This window comes from Streptomyces hygroscopicus (assembly GCF_026168105.1).
Lineage (GTDB): Bacteria > Actinomycetota > Actinomycetes > Streptomycetales > Streptomycetaceae > Streptomyces > Streptomyces hygroscopicus_D.
On sequence record NZ_LBMW01000006.1, the window covers coordinates 96,766 to 112,561 of the forward strand.

16 protein-coding genes are annotated in these 15,796 nt (G+C 72.0%); 12 read left to right on the top strand and 4 right to left on the bottom strand.

What is annotated here, in order from left to right:
• The first annotated feature begins 185 nt into the window (after positions 1-185).
• The 8 genes from AAW14_RS08755 to AAW14_RS08790 all read left to right on the top strand — a co-directional run bounded on the left by AAW14_RS08755 (position 186) and on the right by AAW14_RS08790 (position 7,897).
• Positions 186-380 carry a hypothetical protein gene (locus AAW14_RS08755; protein WP_265561623.1) on the top strand — a complete coding sequence of 65 codons (195 nt, stop codon included), beginning with the start codon at positions 186-188 and terminating at the stop codon, positions 378-380.
• Between the two features lie 59 nt (positions 381-439).
• Positions 440-1,354 carry an N-acetyl-1-D-myo-inositol-2-amino-2-deoxy-alpha-D-glucopyranoside deacetylase gene (gene mshB / locus AAW14_RS08760; protein WP_265561624.1) on the top strand — a complete coding sequence of 305 codons (915 nt, stop codon included), beginning with the start codon at positions 440-442 and terminating at the stop codon, positions 1,352-1,354.
• Positions 1,351-1,770 (top strand): DUF6113 family protein, encoded by a 420-nt coding sequence (locus tag AAW14_RS08765; RefSeq protein WP_265561625.1) that lies wholly within the window; start codon positions 1,351-1,353, stop codon positions 1,768-1,770. Before mshB ends, AAW14_RS08765 begins: the two co-directional genes overlap by 4 nt.
• A 228-nt stretch (positions 1,771-1,998) precedes the next feature.
• Positions 1,999-4,263, top strand: coding sequence for a hypothetical protein (locus tag AAW14_RS08770; protein WP_265561626.1), 2,265 nt, complete (start codon positions 1,999-2,001; stop codon positions 4,261-4,263).
• 163 nt (positions 4,264-4,426) lie between these two features.
• Complete coding sequence (locus AAW14_RS08775; RefSeq protein ID WP_265561627.1) at positions 4,427-5,350, top strand: ABC transporter ATP-binding protein; 924 nt, start codon at positions 4,427-4,429, stop codon at positions 5,348-5,350.
• Positions 5,347-6,087 carry an ABC transporter permease gene (locus AAW14_RS08780; RefSeq protein WP_265561628.1) on the top strand — a complete coding sequence of 247 codons (741 nt, stop codon included), beginning with the start codon at positions 5,347-5,349 and terminating at the stop codon, positions 6,085-6,087. Before AAW14_RS08775 ends, AAW14_RS08780 begins: the two co-directional genes overlap by 4 nt.
• Positions 6,084-7,286, top strand: a complete 1,203-nt coding sequence (locus AAW14_RS08785; RefSeq protein WP_416223276.1) for a sensor histidine kinase — start codon at positions 6,084-6,086, stop codon at positions 7,284-7,286. Before AAW14_RS08780 ends, AAW14_RS08785 begins: the two co-directional genes overlap by 4 nt.
• Entirely contained in the window at positions 7,283-7,897 is a 615-nt protein-coding gene (locus AAW14_RS08790) for a response regulator transcription factor (protein ID WP_265561629.1), read from the top strand. Before AAW14_RS08785 ends, AAW14_RS08790 begins: the two co-directional genes overlap by 4 nt.
• Before the next feature lie 126 nt (positions 7,898-8,023).
• Here AAW14_RS08790 and AAW14_RS08795 read toward each other — a convergent pair whose 3' ends face one another.
• Together AAW14_RS08795 and AAW14_RS08800 are read right to left on the bottom strand one after the other, a co-directional pair.
• Positions 8,024-8,875, bottom strand: coding sequence for a transglutaminase-like domain-containing protein (locus AAW14_RS08795; RefSeq protein WP_265561630.1), 852 nt, complete (start codon positions 8,873-8,875; stop codon positions 8,024-8,026).
• Positions 8,876-8,892: 17 nt separating this feature from the next.
• Positions 8,893-9,942: a GNAT family N-acetyltransferase gene (locus AAW14_RS08800; protein ID WP_265561631.1), complete on the bottom strand. Its 1,050-nt coding sequence runs from the start codon at positions 9,940-9,942 to the stop codon at positions 8,893-8,895.
• 140 nt (positions 9,943-10,082) lie between these two features.
• On the opposite strand from AAW14_RS08800, the gene fdxA reads away from it, so the two are divergent.
• A complete protein-coding gene (fdxA, locus tag AAW14_RS08805; RefSeq protein WP_043443616.1) occupies positions 10,083-10,403 on the top strand; it encodes a ferredoxin in 321 nt (106 codons plus the stop codon).
• A gap of 145 nt (positions 10,404-10,548) precedes the next feature.
• Positions 10,549-11,715: a bifunctional succinyldiaminopimelate transaminase/glutamate-prephenate aminotransferase gene (locus tag AAW14_RS08810; RefSeq protein WP_322741027.1), complete on the top strand. Its 1,167-nt coding sequence runs from the start codon at positions 10,549-10,551 to the stop codon at positions 11,713-11,715.
• Between the two features lie 101 nt (positions 11,716-11,816).
• Here the strand turns inward: AAW14_RS08810 and AAW14_RS08815 are convergent, their stop codons facing one another.
• Positions 11,817-12,263 carry an ATP-binding protein gene (locus tag AAW14_RS08815; protein ID WP_265561632.1) on the bottom strand — a complete coding sequence of 149 codons (447 nt, stop codon included), beginning with the start codon at positions 12,261-12,263 and terminating at the stop codon, positions 11,817-11,819.
• Between the two features lie 384 nt (positions 12,264-12,647).
• Positions 12,648-13,610: a heavy metal transporter gene (locus AAW14_RS08820; protein ID WP_265561633.1), complete on the bottom strand. Its 963-nt coding sequence runs from the start codon at positions 13,608-13,610 to the stop codon at positions 12,648-12,650.
• Between the two features lie 96 nt (positions 13,611-13,706).
• Here AAW14_RS08820 and dapE point away from each other — a divergent pair, with 96 nt between their 5' ends.
• Both dapE and AAW14_RS08830 read left to right on the top strand, forming a co-directional pair.
• Positions 13,707-14,786, top strand: a complete 1,080-nt coding sequence (gene dapE, locus AAW14_RS08825; RefSeq protein WP_265561634.1) for a succinyl-diaminopimelate desuccinylase — start codon at positions 13,707-13,709, stop codon at positions 14,784-14,786.
• A gap of 150 nt (positions 14,787-14,936) precedes the next feature.
• Positions 14,937-15,695 carry a TIGR00730 family Rossman fold protein gene (locus AAW14_RS08830; RefSeq protein ID WP_265561635.1) on the top strand — a complete coding sequence of 253 codons (759 nt, stop codon included), beginning with the start codon at positions 14,937-14,939 and terminating at the stop codon, positions 15,693-15,695.
• Positions 15,696-15,796 lie beyond the last annotated feature (101 nt).

A 15,796-nucleotide genomic window follows, 5' to 3' on the forward strand; every position in this document is an offset into this window, starting at 1 on the left:
TGCGCCCCCTTGTGCGGCCGTGCGCCGACCGATGCGCGCGCCCGGATAGTTATGATCACTAGCGCATAGTGGGTATGAACCCGCTGGCGTCCAGGTGGATTTATCTGTGTGGACATCTCCGCCCGGATCCGTAGCCCCCATAGTCCGACCCCCGCGCCCCTGTGGATCTTTGGAGGTGAGCCGCCGTGGCACTCTCGATTTCGGCGGTGGTGCTGCTGGCGATCATCGTCTTCCTTCTGATCAAGAAGTCAGGGCTGAAGGCCGCCCACGCGATCGTGTGCATGCTGCTCGGGTTCTACCTCGCCTCGTCCACGGTCGCCCCGACGATCCACGACCTGACGACCAACATCGCGGGGATGATCGGGAGCATCAAGTTCTGACCTCCCTGACCTCGGCCTGGTAGGACGCGCGGCACCGGTCGCCTCGTAGGGTGGGTTCCATGACGGATCTGCCCGACCGGCGTCTGCTCCTGGTGCACGCGCACCCGGACGACGAGTCGATCAACAACGGCGCGACCATGGCCAGGTATGCGGCCGAGGGCGCCCGCGTGACGCTGGTGACCTGCACGCTCGGCGAGGAGGGCGAGGTCGTCCCGCCCGCGCTCGCGCATCTCGCGCCCGACCGCGAGGACGCGCTCGGCCCGCACCGCGCCGGCGAACTGGCCGCAGCCATGGCCGAGCTCGGCGTCACCGACCACCGCTTCCTCGGTGGCCCCGGCCGCTACCGCGACTCCGGGATGATGGGCGTCGAGCAGAACCACCGGCCCGGTGCCTTCTGGTCCGCCGGCCTCGACGAGGCTGCCGCCCACTTGGTCGCGGTCGTCCGGGAGGTACGCCCGCAGGTCCTCGTCGCCTACGACCCCAACGGCGGCTACGGCCACCCGGACCACATCCAGGCCCACCGCGTTGCCATGCGCGCCGCCGAACTGGCCGCCGAGCCGGACTTCCGGCCCGGCCTGGGCGCGCCCTGGAAGATCGCCAAGATCTACTGGAACCGGGTGCCGCGCTCCGTCGCCGAGACCGCGTTCGCGCAGCTCGGCGAGGCGCTCGACAAGACCCCCTTCGCCAAGGCCGCGTCCGTCGACGACGTCCCCGGCGTGGTCGACGACCCGTTGATCACCACGGAGATCGACGGCACCGCGTTCGCCGCCGCCAAGGCCGCCGCGATGCGGGCCCACGCCACGCAGATCGAGGTCGCCGAACCGTGGTTCGCGCTGTCCAACGCACTGGCGCAGCCCCTGTTCACCACCGAGTACTACGAATTGGTGCGCAGCGAGACGGGCATTTCCCCGGCCGGAGGCCGAGGGAGCACCGAGGCCCGGGAGACTGACCTGTTCCAAGGAGTGGCGCCATGACATCGACGGGCAAGCAGCCGAATGCGCTGGCACAGCCGCTGGAACCGCCCTCGGCCGGCCGGATCACCGCCTACCTGGGCCTCTTCGTGCTGGGCGCGGTGGTCGGTGTGGCGGGCGGCCTCGTGCAATCCGGCTGGTTCCCTGGCGGATTGCTGCTCGCACTCGCGGGCGCGGCCGGACTCTTCCTCGGCGGTGCGCAGGCCACGGGCGCCCGCGCGGGGGCCATCGCGCCCGCCGCCGGGTGGATGGTCGCGGTCGTCGTGCTCACCTCCAGCCGCCCCGAGGGGGACTTCCTCTTCGGCGCGGGCGTAGGCTCGTACCTCTTCCTGTTCGGTGGAATGGGCTGTGCTGTGATCTGCGCCACCCTTGCGCGGGGGCGGAGGCCAGGCGGCCCGGGTGCCCGACTTGGCAAGTGACGTACCACTTCGCCTCCGGGGGTCACGGGCGTGTCCCCCGGGAACCGCGGTGCCCTGGTGGGGGTCCCGTGGGGGTTTCCGTTGCGGGGGCCGTCTGCGGGCCACGGGCGGCCAGTATGGTGGTGCGCGCCGCCGAGCCTCCCCCAAGCTCTCGGCTTTGCTCGAGCAGGGGGACCCCCCACCTGTTGAGGTCGAAGCAGGCGGTGGAGCCAACCGGGAGAACCTGCCTTGAGTCGAGAAACTGACAGTTCGTCCGCCGGACCCAACGGTCGTGGCGGAGCCGCGTACCCGTCGGGGACGCCGCCGTACGGGACCCCCATGGCTTCCGAGGACGGTGTCGCCGCGAGCCGTTCGGCCGCGCAGCCCGAGGAACGCAGGACCGAGACCACGCTGACGACCCGGATCCGGATCAACATCCCCGGATCCCGGCCGATTCCGCCGGTCGTCGTGCGTACGCCCGTCGCGGACGCCGACCCCGCGGACGAATCGGACGCCGACACCGAGACGACGAGCACCATGAGCGCGCTCGGCACCGCCGAGGCGCCCGTGGAGCCCTCCGCGCCTGCCGAGGAGAAGTCGAGCGACTGGTTCGCGCCCCGCAAGCCCGCGGCGGGCAAGGGCCCGCAGGGCACCGGGTCGACCAATGGGGCCGGTCTGCCCGGCGGTTCTGGCATACAAGGAGCCAATGGGGCGTCGGGAGCGGGCGCGCGGGGTGCAAACGGCGCATCGAGCGCGCCGGGTGGCCCCGGCGCAGGCGGCGCGCGGACAGGTGGTCCGGGCGCGAACGGAATGGGTGGTGCACGCCCTGGTGCTTCCGGTGCGCCGGGCGTCCCCGGCGCACGGTCCGGAGGGAGCACGGGCGCCGTGGGTCCGCTCGGCGCACACCCCGGCGGGACGAAGGGCCAGGGGCTCCCGGGTGCCACCGGCGCGGGCCCCGTGGCACCGGGGCACGGCGGAGGCACCGGCTCCTTCGACGTGTCCGACGCGGTGGCGGCCAGCACCGCCTCCTTCCCGGTCATCGGCACCGAGGACGGCGACGAACCCCGCCGCGACGATCTGCCCTACTTCTCCGACAGCCGGGTCGGCCCGTCCGGGCCCACCGGCGGCCCGGTCACGGGCGACGGGCCGGTCATCCCGCCCGTGGGCCCCACCCCGGGCGTTCCCGGCCAGGGTGTCCCCGGTAGGAGCCCCGGCGGCCCCCGTGTCCCGGGTGCTCCCGGCACCGGTCCGGGCGGCCCCCTGGGTCCCGGCGCGCCCGGGGCCGCCATGGGCCAGGGCCTTCCCGGTGGCGGCCTCAGCGACGACACCGCGATCCTCACCCCGCAGAAGCCCGCCCCCGAGCCGGGCGCGCAGAGCTTCGGCGGTCCCGGCGACAACGTCTCCGGACACACCCTGACGAGCGGTATCCCGGTTGTTCCGCCGGGTGCGCAGAACGGGCCGTTCGGGATGGGCTCCCCCGCCGACGGACCGGGGCCGCACACGCCCCCGAAGCTGCCCGATCCGCCCAAGGCACAGAGTTCCACGGGCGCGAAGCCGGCCCGGAAGAAGGGCCGCAGCAAGCTGGTGCTCGTGGTCGGCGGCCTGTTCGCCGTCGCCGGTGTCGCCTACGGCGCCGGGCTGCTGATGAACCACTCCGACGTGCCCAAGGGCACCACCGTGCTCGGCGTCGACATCGGTGGCGGCACGCGCGACGAGGCGATCCAGAAGCTCGACGCCGCGCTGGGCAGCCGTTCGCACAAGCCGCTCCAGCTGTCGGTGGACGGCAGGACGCTCTCCCTCAGCCCCGACCAGTCGGGTCTCCAGCTCGACAGCAAGGCCACCGTCGCCGCTGCCGCGCAGAGCGACTACAACCCGGTGTCGGTGATCGGCTCGCTGTTCGGCGGGCACCGCGTCGTCCAGCCCGTGATGCCCGTCGACGAGGAGAAGCTGCAGGCCGCCCTCCAGCGCGCCGCGGGCGGCGCCGGTTCGATGACCGAGGGCACGATCAAGTTCGAGTCCGGCAAGGCCGTCGCCGTGTACGGCAAGACGGGCAAGGGCGCCGACGTCGCCGGTTCCACCAACGCCATCGAGCAGGCCTACCGCACCCAGGTCGAGACCGGTGCCGCCACCCCCGTGGCGGTGCCCACGACCACCCGGCAGCCCACGGTCTCGAACGCCGAGGTCGACCGGATGATGAAGGAGTTCGCCGAGCCCGCGATGTCGGCCCTCGTCACCGTGCGGACGGACGCCACGCACAGCGTGTCGTTCAGCCCGGCGCGCTCGATCTACAAGTTCCTGAGCGTCCAGGCGGTGAACGGGAAGCTGGTCGAGCACTACGACCTTGCCGTCCTGAAGCAGCTGTACGGAAGCGCCTTCGACGGGGTCACGATCGCCAAGGGCGACGGCAGCAAGAAGCCGGTGAGCCCGCAGGACGTCGCGTCCGCGCTCGGGCAGGCGCTGCGCGGCAAGACGGCCGCCCAGCGCGTCGTCACGATCTCGACGAATCCCCAGTGATCCGTACCGGCAATCCGTAGAGGCATGGCACAGGCACCCGGCAGGAGCCCGGTGCCTGTGCCATGCGCGCGGGCGCTGCCGCCCCCGCCGTATGACATCTGTCATGCAGGATCGGCGACATGCGGCACTGACCGGCGATGTCCCGCGCCGCGACGATGGATGCATGACGACAACAGTGGCGGCCACCGGTTCGGTGGTCGGGTTCGAGCAGGTGACGAAGACCTACGGTGACGTCCGGGCCGTGGACGGGCTGACGCTCGCACTGCATCCGGGCGAGACCGTGGCCCTGCTGGGCCCCAACGGCGCGGGCAAGTCGACCACGCTGGACCTTCTCCTCGGGCTCAAGCACGCGGACAGCGGCTCGGTCCGGGTGTTCGGGACCAGCCCGCGCGAGGCCATCGTCGCCGGGCGCGTGGGCGCCATGCTCCAGAGCGGCGGCCTGATGGAGGAGGTCACGGTCGCCGAGCTGGTCGGGCTCGCCTGTCATCTGCACCCGAAGCCGCACAAGGTGACCGATGTGCTCGCCCGCGCGGGCATCTCGGGGATCGCCGACCGCAAGGTCAACAAGCTCTCCGGGGGCCAGGCACAGCGCGTCCGCTTCGCCCTGGCCACGGCCGGCGCCAGCGATCTGATCGTGCTCGACGAGCCGACCACCGGCATGGACGTCTCGGCCCGCCAGGCCTTCTGGGCCACCATGCGCGAACAGGCCGACCAGGGGCGTACGGTCCTGTTCGCCACGCACTACCTCGAAGAGGCCGATGCGATCGCGGACCGTGTGCTCGTCCTGCACCGGGGGCGGCTCCTTGCCGACGGCACCGCCGCCGAGATCAAGGCGAAGGCCGGCGCGCGTCGCGTCTCCTTCGAGCTGGAGGGCTCGATCGACGACGCCCCGCTGCGCGCGCTGCCCTTCCTGACATCGATAGACATTTCCGGACAGACCGTCCGTATGCAGACCTCAGACGCCGACGCGACCGTTCACGCCCTGTACGGACTCGGCGTCTACCCCCGCAACCTCGAAGTCGCCGGGCTCGGGCTGGAGCAGGCGTTCGTCGCGATCACCGAGGCCGAGGAGGCCAAGCAGTCATGAACAGCCTGATCAAGCTGGAGCTCACCCGCGCCCTGCGCAACCGCAAGTTCCTGTTCTTCTCCGTGATCTACCCCTCGGCCCTGTTCCTGCTCATCTCGAGCACCAACGGCAGCACTGCCAAGGTCCCCGGAAGCGGCCTGACCCTCCCCACGTACATGATGGTCTCCATGGCGTCCTTCGGCGCCCTGACCGCCGTCCTGATGGGCAACAGCGAGCGCATCGCCAAGGAGCGCGAGAACGGCTGGGTACGGCAACTGCGGCTGACCACCCTGCCCGGCCGCGGCTACGTCCTGGCAAAGACCGCCAGCGCCGCCGTCGTCAGCCTGCCGTCCATCGTCGTCGTCTTCGTGGTCGCCGCCGCCCTGAAGGACGTACGGCTGGACGCCTGGCAGTGGCTCGCCCTCACCGGCGCCATTTGGGCCGGCAGCCTCGTCTTCGCCGCGCTCGGCGTCGCCATCGGCTACCTCGCCACCGGAGACGCGGTCCGTCCGATCACCATGATCACCTACTTCGGCCTGTCCATCCTGGGCGGCCTGTGGTGGCCGTCGGCGGTCTTCCCCGCCTGGCTGCAGGACATCGCCAAGTGGCTGCCCACGCACGCGTACTCTGCCCTCGGGCAGGCCATCGAACAGAGCCAGGCCCCGCACGCGAAGGACATCGCCATCCTCGTCGTCTTCTTCGCCCTGTTCGCGGGCGGCGCGGCATGGCTGTACCGGAAGGACACGCTGAAGGCGTGAGCGCCATGACGCAGGACCTGCGGTCCGACGAGGCCCGGATGGAGCGGCTGATGCGCATGGGCCAGTCGCCCCGCAACCGGCGCGAACTGCTGCGCAAGACCCTGTGGATCGGCGTCTGGCTCGTCTTCCTCAGCTCGCCGGTGCACGACCTGGCCTCCGGCAACCACACAACCGCGGGCACCATGGCCGGCTCGCTGGGCCTCGCGGCCTTCGTAGGGGTCTATCTCACGCTGGTCTTCCGGAACATGGGCAGGCCGCTGACCGGGAGGTTCGTCGGCGTCCTCCTCGTCGTCCTCGCCGCGCTCGCCGCCCTGCTGTGCTTCACGCTCGGCTCTTCCTGGACCGGCCTCTTCGTCTACGTCGCCGTCGCGTGCGGGGCGACCCTCCCGCTGCGGTTGGCCTACTGGGCGATCCCGGCGACGGCCGCCGAGATGCTGCTCGTCGGGCTGCACGTCGGCGAGGAGGAGCCGCGGAACCTGGTCCTGCTCGTGCTGCTCATCGGGTACGCGATGACGGGTGTCGGGCAACTGGTGCGCACGACGGTCGAGTTGCGCAAGGCCCGAGCGACCGTCGCGCAGCTCGCCGCCAACGAGGAGCGGCTGCGCATGGCCCGCGACCTGCACGACCTGCTCGGCCACTCGCTCTCCCTCATCACGCTGAAGAGCGAGCTCGCCGGCCGTATGCTCCCCGACCACCCCGACAAGGCGGCCCAGCAGGTCGCCGACATCGAACAGGTCAGCCGTCAGGCCCTCGTCGATGTGCGCGAGGCGGTCACCGGCTACCGCCGTCCGCGCCTGGCCGCCGAACTCGCGGGCACCCAGGTCGCCTTGACGGCGGCCGGGGTCACCGCGGACGTGCCCGCCGAGCCGGACCTCACGGACGTCCCGGAAGAGAGTGAGTCCGCCCTCGCCTGGGCGCTGCGCGAGGCGGTCACCAACGTCGTACGGCACAGCGGCGCGGGGCGCTGCACGGTGGAGGTGATCCGGCGACAGACCCTCGACGGGCCGATGCTGGAACTCTGCGTCGAGGACGACGGCTCGGGCGGCTCGGGCAAGGGCCCCGGCAACGGTCTGACGGGTCTGACCGAGCGACTGGAGAAGGCCGGCGGGACACTGGAGGCGGGTCGTGTGAAGCACGGCTTCCGGCTGGTCGCGCGCGTGCCTGTCGATGCCGCGGTGGACATAGGATCCGGGGCATGAGCCGCACGATCAAGGTCCTGCTCGCCGAGGACCAGTCGATGGTCCGGGAGGCGCTGGCCGCCCTGCTCGGCCTCGAGGAGGACATCGAGGTCGTCGCCCAGGTCGCCCGGGGAGACGCGGTGCTGTCGGCGGCGCGCGACCACGGGGTGGACGTGGCGCTGCTGGACATCGAGATGCCCGGTGCCACCGGGATCGAGGCGGCGGCCGAGCTGCACCGGGAGCTCCCGGCGCTCAAGGTGGTCGTCCTCACCACGTTCGGACGTCCCGGTTATCTGCGTTCCGCGATGGAGGCGGGTGCCGACGCGTTCCTGGTGAAGGATGCGCCGGCCTCCCAACTGGCCGAGGCGATACGGAAGGTGCTCGCGGGGGAGCGCGTCATCGACCCCTCGCTGGCGGCGGCCGCCCTGGCCGACGGCGCCAACCCGCTGACCGACCGGGAACGGGAGGTCCTGCGCGCTGCGGCGGACGGGTCGACCAACGCGGAACTGGCCGCGGCCCTGCATCTGTCCCAGGGCACGGTCCGCAACTACCTCTCCACGGCCATCCAGAAACTGGCCGTACGGAACAGGGCGGAGGCGGTCCGGATCGCAAGGGAAAAGGGCTGGTTGTGACCGCCCGGGGGGCGCGCCCGTAAGGGGGCTGCGACATGTCGCAGCCACGCCGCGTGGGCGCCGGCAACGGCGACGGATCCGCCTCCCGCGCAACGACCGGACTTCCCTTGGCGCGTGGGCGGATGGTCAGTTGAGCAGGGCTCGAGCCGCCCGGGCCTGCCGCCGCACGGCTTCCGCGGCCGTCTCGTCAACAGCGGAGACCAGCTCGGCATACGCGTCGAGCTCCGCAGCCCCCTGAACGAACTCCCCCCGTTGCACCAGGAGCTGCGCCCGCTCATAGCGCAATCGCGCCGAATGCGACGGCAGCAACAGCGACAGCTCGACCGCCCACAGGGCCACATCCGACCGCTCCGGCCGGGCGGCGGCCCACGCACGGACGTTGTTCAGCACCCGCAGCACCACGTCCAGCGGGTCCGCGGGCGCGAGCATCGACGGGTCGAGCGGTGCCCCCGTGGCCCCGGCCACCAGCATCTCGGCGTCACCGCCGGTCAGCACGCGACCCCCGTCGAAGGGGTCGGCCAGCACCTGGACGTCCGGCGGCCCGAACCCCACGACGAAATGTCCGGGCAGTGCGACGCCGTACACATGCGCCCCGGCCCTGCGGGCCACCTCCATCCACACCACCGACAGCAGGATCGGCAGCCCGCGACGGCGCCGCAGCACCTCGTGCAGCAGCGAGGACTCAAGGCGCTCGTAGTCCGCGGCCTGGCCGCGGAAACCGCAGCGCACGCCGAGGACGTCGGCCAGCGCCGCGGCCCAGGACCGCGGCTCGCCCGGCGCGTACGGCAGCTGCCCGGCAAGCCGGTCCAGCTCGATCTGCGCGGCGTCCATCCCGGCGTCGTCCAGCGTGCCGTCCGCCGCCGCGCCCACGAGCAGACAGAGGGCGGCAAGATCGGGTCGCGCGGAGCGGGCCTCGTCGCCGAACCGGCGCCGCACCTCGGCGGCCCGCTCCGGCTCCGGGGGACAGGGGTCACGCATGGCAGCCACGGAACCTCTCACACCATCGGGCCGGGCCCCGCGGCGGCCGGGCCGCCCGCGTCCGGTCCACGGGAGCCCTCCGGCTCCCGGTAGTGGTGGTATGCATGATGCGCCCCGAATCCGAGCCGCGCGTACAGGCCCCGCCCCTCCGCGTTGCCGGTCTCCACCTGCAGCCAGGCCGCGGAGGCGCCCTCGTCGAGGGCCTGCCGGGCCAGGGCCGCCATCACTGCGGTGGCCAGGCCCTGCCTGCGCCGCTCCGGATCGACCTCGACCGCCGCGAAACCGGCCCAGCGTCCGTCCACCACACACCGTCCGATCGCCGCCGGCGGCGCACCCTGCGCGCCCGGCACCGTCGCGAACCACACCGACGGGCCGCTGCCCAGCACCCTCAGCGCCACCTCGCTCAGCCCCTTGCGCTGGTAGCGGGCGAGCCATGCCTCGTCGGCGGCGCGCGAGAGCACGACCTCGGGCACCTCGCGGTCCGCCACCGGCGCCAGTGCGCCGGTCCACAGCTCGGCGGTCACCTCCCGCCGCCAGCCGCGGGCCTCCAGCTGGGCGCACAGCAGCTCCTGTGTGCCCTCTGCCCCGGTCGCGAGCTGAAGGTACGCGGGCAGCTCACGGTCCGCGTACCAACGTCGTACGACCGTCAGCGCCTCGTCCAGGGGCAGCCCCGGGTCGCCGAGCGGCAGGACCGAATTGGCCCGGCGCGTGAATCCGGCGGCGGCGCGCAGTTCCCACTCGCCGAGCCGCTCCCGCTCGACCGGCTGCCAGGCCCGGGCAGAGATCCGCGCCAGCTCCTCGTACGAGGCCGAGGGACCCCGCCGGCGGGCCGGGGCGGCGGGAACCACCCTGCCCGCGACCAGCGAGGATTCCGCGATCCGGACGCTCTGCCCGTCGCGCCGTGTGATCAGCAGCACACCGTTGTCCCATGATGTGAGAACGCCGACCGTATCGGTGAACTTCTCACCCTCGGCGGCATGTTCGTTCCACCGCCGTACTGATACGCGTTTTCCCACGTCAGCGGCGGTGATACGGACCTCCAGCCGTCCGCCCGCAGAGATTTCCACAGGTCGGTTCACCCCTCCTGTTCGGATCGTGCCCAGGAACGGAGATACTAGGTGCGGGCATCGACGACGCCGCGCTCCCGCGCGCCAGGCGGCGGAGCCTGAGGAGGCCCGCCAGCGCCCTACCGAGGAGGAACGACAGCGTGACCTACGTCATCGCAGAGCCTTGTGTCGACGTCAAGGACAAGGCGTGCATCGAGGAGTGCCCGGTCGACTGCATCTACGAGGGCCAGCGGTCCTTGTACATCCACCCGGACGAATGCGTCGACTGTGGAGCCTGTGAGCCGGTGTGCCCGGTCGAGGCCATCTTCTACGAGGATGACACTCCCGAGGAGTGGAAGGACTACTACAAGGCGAACGTCGAGTTCTTCGACGAGCTCGGCTCGCCCGGTGGCGCCAGCAAGCTGGGGCTGATCGAGCGCGACCACCCCTTCATCGCGGCGCTGCCCCCGATGAACCAGTAAGCGGCCCGCACATCCCTGCCGCCTCGGTCCCGTACGGTGCTCCCGCGCCGCACGGGACCGCGGCGTTTGGCGCCCGTACGCTCGTAGAGGGCGTCCGTCGTACCAGAAGAGGGCGTCCGTCGTACCAGAAAGTGAGCGCGATCCCGTGTCCGCAGTCTCCGACCCCTCTCCCGTCGCCCGTAGCCACCCTTCCGGGGAGTCGCTGCGCGACCGCCTGCCCGTCTTCCCCTGGGACAAGCTGGAGCCGTACAAGAAGACGGCCGCCGCGCACCCGGGAGGGATCGTCGACCTGTCCGTCGGCACCCCCGTCGACGCGGTCCCCGAGCTGATCCAGAAGGCGCTCGTCGCGGCGGCGGACTCCCCGGGCTATCCGACCGTCTGGGGCACGCCCGAGCTGCGGGACGCGATCACGGGATGGGCGGAGCGCCGCCTCGGCGCCCGCGGCCTGACCCACCGCCACGTACTGCCGGTCGTGGGCTCCAAGGAACTCGTCGCCTGGCTCCCGACCCAGCTGGGCCTCGGCCCCGGCGACCGGGTCGCCTACCCGCGCCTGGCCTACCCGACGTACGAGGTCGGCGCGCGCCTGGCCCGCGCGGACCACGAGGTCTACGCGGTGACACCGGGCGCTGACGTGCCGGGCCCGACGGAGCTGGACCCGGCGAACCTGAAGCTCCTGTGGCTCAACTCGCCGTCGAACCCGACGGGCCAGGTCCTCGGCAAGGACGAGCTGACGAGGATCGTCGCGTGGGCCCGGGAGCACGGCGTCCTGGTGTTCTCCGACGAGTGCTACCTCGAGCTCGGCTGGGAGGCCGACCCCGTCTCGGTCCTGCACCCGGACGTGTGCGGCGGCTCGTACGAAGGCATCGTCGCGGTCCACTCCCTGTCCAAGCGGTCGAACCTGGCGGGCTACCGGGCGGCGTTCCTCGTAGGCGACCCCGCGGTCCTGGGCCCGCTCCTGGAGATCCGCAAGCACGGCGGCATGATGACGTCGGCGCCGACGCAGGCGGCCGTGGTGGCCGCCCTGGGCGACGACACCCACGTCCGCGAGCAGCGCGAGCGCTACGCGGCCCGGCGCACGGCCCTGCGCGACGCCCTCGTGCGGCACGGCTTCCGCATCGAGCACAGCGAGGCGAGCCTGTACCTGTGGGCGACCCGTGACGAGTCCTGCTGGGAGACGGTGTCCCAGCTCGCCGCACGGGGCATCCTGGTTGCCCCCGGCGACTTCTACGGCCCGGCGGGCGAGAAGTTCGTGCGAGTGGCGCTGACGGCGACGGACGAGCGGGTCCGGGCGGCGGTGGAGCGCCTCGGCTAGGCGGTGTCCGACACCGCCTGGAGGCGCATCGAGCCCCGGTACACGCGGACGGAGGGGTCTCGGGCATTCCCTGGACCCCTCCGCCGTTGCGAGCCCGAGGCTCAGCCGCCCAGCGGCAGCCCCGGCAGCGACTGTCCCGGCAGCCCCGTCTTCGCCGTCTGACCGACCAGGCCGCCGGCCTGCCCCGTAGCGTCCCCGGCCGCCTTCTGCGCGACCGGCGTCGTGGTCCCGACGACCCTGCCGCCGGTCTTGGTCGCGGTCGGCACGGCCTTCTTGACCGCGGTGCTTCCGGTGTTGACCGCCTGGCCGCCGGTGTCACGCGCGACCCCGGTGACCTTCTGGGCCGCACCGTCGGCCTTGTGGGCCGCGCCGTCGACGGTCGTGCCGGCCTGTGCGCCGTCCAGCGCGGTCACCCCACCGAGGTTCGGGGTGGCCGACAGGTCGGTCGTCGCCGCGCTGGCGGAGCCGGCCGCACCGACCACGGGCGCCGCTCCCGCTGCGATCAGCAGCGCGGCACGGGCGATCCGGCGGGTCAGGGGGAGGGACATGATGCTCCTTAGACGGGAGAGAACGGTGAAGTGTCCGACCGTGCCCGCAAGTTCGGCCGCTCGGCGAGCGACCGGCCGCCCACGTCCGACAGGCTGTCGGCCGACGCGGCTGTTGATCGTTCGGGCTCGGACGCAGTGACTACCGCTCGAAGTCCGCGAAGGTTGCGGTGGTCCTCCGTAAAGAGTTGGCAATGTGTCGCATTATCGGTTGGGGATGAAATCGGGCAAACAGTAGTCGGCCGGAAAGCCTGCCGAATCCTTACAGCCCTTTGTCCTCAAGGGATTCCGGGTGTGCGGGAGTGGTTGCCCGAAAACGTGCGCGCCCCGTCGACGAGGCGCGCCGCGCATTACCCCGAAGGGTGAGGATCCGTACTGTTGCCCGGGCTATTCCCCGGTGACAATGCGGACTTCGGCGGTCGGAGACTTCCCGTCGGCGCCACCGGTCGTACGCCATTCGCTCGCAAAGCCTCCATGCGACCATTCATGGCCCGCGAAGGAAACGCGCGCGATGTGCAGCGCCGACGAGTTGGCCACCGCCCAGTGCGCCAGCTCCCAGCCGCGCTGACTGACGGTGCCCGAGGCCGTGGACCTCCGCGGCACCGGGATCGTCACCGCGTTCGCGGCCGGTGCCGCCATGGCCGTGGCGGTGGGCGACGGCGAAGGCCACGCCGTGCCCACCTCCTCGCCCGCCGTCTGCAGAACGTCGCGTCCGAAGTCCCGTACGAGCGCGGCCCGCACGGCGTCCGGGCCGCCGGTGCCGGTCTGGGCCGGGCGCCCCTGACAGGTCAGTGTGGCCTCCGTGCGCCCGGTGAGCGCTGCGGCGAGCAGTTCGGCGTCCGGCTCGTGCTTCGCGTACGCCTCCGGATAGCCGCTGCGCTGCACGCGCTGCGCGGCGACCGTCAGCGGCAGCTGGGCGTAGTCGGGCACCTTGGCCAGATGCTCGTAGAACACCCCCGCCGCGTACGTCGGGTCCATGATCTGTCTACTGGTGCCCCAGCCCTGCGACGGGCGCTGCTGGAACAGACCGACGGAGTCCCGGTCGCCGTGCTCGATGTTGCGCAGGCCCGACTCCTGGAGCGCGGTCGCGAGCGCGATCGTCACCGCGCGCTCGGGCATGCCGCGGGTGGTGCCGACGGCGGAGATCGTCGCCGCGTTGACCGCCTGCTCGGGCGTGAACTCGTACGACGCGGCGTCGCCCTTGCCCGAGACGACCCGGCATCTCGGTGCGGACGAGCCGGTCAGGTACTGGACGGCGAGGTAACCCGCCACGGCGAGCAGGACCGCGAAGGCCGCCCCGAAACGGAGGAGGCGGCCGCGGCGCTTGGGTTTGGGGGACGGCTCTGGCACGCGTACAAGGTACTGGAGGTGCCCGGGGACGCTCTCCGAGGCTGTGGACAACTCCTGTGACCAGCACCCTCGGTCCGGCGCGCTAGGGTCGACGTCATGGCCGATACCCCGCTTGACCTCACGCTGGATGCCGCGCGGCTGACCGCGCAGCTCGTCGACTTCCCCTCCGAGAGCGGCAGCGAGAAGTCCCTCGCGGACGCGATCGAGACCGCGCTGCGCACCCTCCCGCACCTGCGCGTCGACCGGTACGGCAACAACGTCGTGGCCCGGACGGACCTGGGCCGCGCCGAGCGCGTGATCCTGGCCGGGCACATCGACACGGTGCCCATCGCGGACAACGTCCCCTCACGGCTGGACGAGGACGGCGTGCTGTGGGGCTGCGGCACCTGCGACATGAAGTCCGGCGTCGCGGTCCAGCTCCGCATCGCGGCGACGGTCCCCGAGCCCCGTCGCGACCTCACGTTCGTCTTCTACGACAACGAGGAGGTCGACGCCCGTCTGAACGGTCTGAAGCATGTGGCCGAAGCCCATCCCGAGTGGCTGGAGGGCGACTTCGCGGTGCTGCTCGAACCCTCCGACGGCCAGGTCGAGGGAGGCTGCCAGGGCACGCTGCGGGTCCTGCTGAGGACGAAGGGCGAGCGGGCCCACTCCGCGCGAGGCTGGATGGGCGCGAACGCCATCCACGCGGCCGCCCCGATCCTGGCCCGCCTCGCCGCGTACGAACCGCGGTACCCGGTGATCGACGGCCTGCAGTACCGGGAGGGGCTCAACGCGGTCGGCATCTCGGGCGGGGTGGCCGGAAACGTGATCCCCGACGAGTGCGTCGTCACGGTCAACTTCCGGTATGCGCCGGACCGGACCGAGGAGGAGGCCGTCGCGCACGTCCGCGAGGTGTTCGCGGACTGCGGGGTGGAGGAGTTCGAGGTCGTCGACCACAGTGGCGGCGCGCTGCCCGGCCTCTCGCACCCGGCCGCCGCGGCGTTCATCGAGGCGGTCGGGGGCACCCCGCAGCCCAAGTACGGCTGGACGGACGTCTCCCGCTTCAGCGCACTCGGCGTTCCGGCCGTCAACTACGGCCCTGGCAACCCTCACTTGGCGCACAGGCGGGACGAGCGTGTGCAGACGGCGAAGATCCTCGCCGGGGAGGAGCGGCTGAGGGCCTGGCTGACGTCCTGACCTCCACGAGCCGTGGGGACTGCGGCCCATGCAGGACATGCGCATGTCCCCCCTCCGTAACCTGCGTGGATCTACGCTGGGGTGGAACGACCTTCCCCGAGCTCTCGGCCCGGCCCGAGCCGGGGAGGCCCCGAGGCGGAGGGAGCGCATATGCCTACCGGCAACCCCGAGGGCAAGAAGGTGCCCCCCGACGAGCAGCGGCTCGGCCCGGTGCTGCGCCGGCGGGCCCAGGTGATGAAGAGCACCACCGACCAGCGGCTGCTGGACGAGCGCGCCCCCACGGACTGGGTGCACACGGATCCGTGGCGGGTCCTGCGCATCCAGTCGGAGTTCGTCGAGGGGTTCGGCACGCTGGCCGAACTCCCGCCCGCGATCAGCGTGTTCGGCTCGGCGCGGACGCCCGTGGATTCCCCCGAGTACGAGGCGGGCGTACGGCTGGGGCGCGGCCTGGTGGAGGCGGGCTGGGCGGTGATCACGGGCGGTGGCCCGGGTGCGATGGAGGCGGCGAACAAGGGCGCCTGCGAGGCGAAGGGGATCTCGGTCGGCCTGGGCATCGAGCTGCCCTTCGAGCAGGGGCTGAACCCCTACGTCGACATCGGCCTGAACTTCCGCTACTTCTTCGTCCGCAAGATGATGTTCGTGAAGTACGCGCAGGGGTTCGTGGTCCTGCCGGGCGGCCTCGGCACGCTGGACGAGTTCTTCGAGGCCCTGACCCTGGTCCAGACCCAGAAGGTGACCCGCTTCCCGATCGTCCTGTACGGCACGTCGTACTGGGGCGGCCTGGTGGACTGGCTCAAGAACACCTTGGTGGCCCAGGGCAAGGCCTCGGACAAGGACCTCCTCCTGTTCCACATCACGGACGACGTGGACGAGGCGGTGGCACTGGTCTCCAAGGAGGCGGGACGCTAGGCGGTGCCCAGGCGCTCGTCCCGGGCCGATGCCGGGGGTGCCGCCCGCCCGACGGGACCGCCCCCTGGACCCCGGCCCGGCCGGAACGGCCTCGACCGCCG